This window comes from Bartonella sp. AA86SXKL (assembly GCF_042196885.1).
The window spans coordinates 1-504 of sequence record NZ_JBHIRE010000618.1 but is presented as its reverse complement, the minus strand read 5'-3'; the positions used below and the strand labels follow the sequence as shown (position 1 = coordinate 504).

The 504-nt window shown below is 39.1% G+C and carries 1 protein-coding gene; it reads left to right on the top strand.

Going from position 1 to position 504, the window contains the following annotated elements; genetic code table 11:
• Window positions 1-504: RecT family recombinase (locus tag ACFIO5_RS13585; RefSeq protein WP_375705703.1), on the top strand; the 504-nt coding region annotated here is incomplete at both ends.

Below are 504 nucleotides of genomic sequence, written 5' to 3'. Positions count from 1 at the left end.
ACTGATGCAGAATTTGCCGTTTTTCTTTTTGTTGCCAATACTTATGGACTTAACCCTTTAACAAAAGAAATCTATGCTCTCCCTAAAAAAGGCGGCGGCATCATACCCGTTGTTTCTATCGACGGTTGGATAAAGATCATCAAATCAAATCCTGACTTTGATGGCATGACCTTTCAAGATCAACTCAATGATGATGGGAATATCATTGCTATCAAATGTGCTATTCGTCTCAAAGGCATTAAAGACCCTATCGAAGTCACCGAATATCGCAAAGAATGCGAACAAGGCCACAGTGACCCTTGGAAAAAATACCCCGCACGTATGTTGCGCCATAAAGCCACTATACAATGTGCTCGCTATGCTTTCGGGCTTTCCGGTATTTATGAAGAAGATGAAGCAAAACGTATCAATGAAGCAAACCATAACATACAAACGAAGTTAGTTTCTTATGATGTGCTTACGCAAATCAAACAATTAATAAACATCACTCAAACAGAAGAAGAA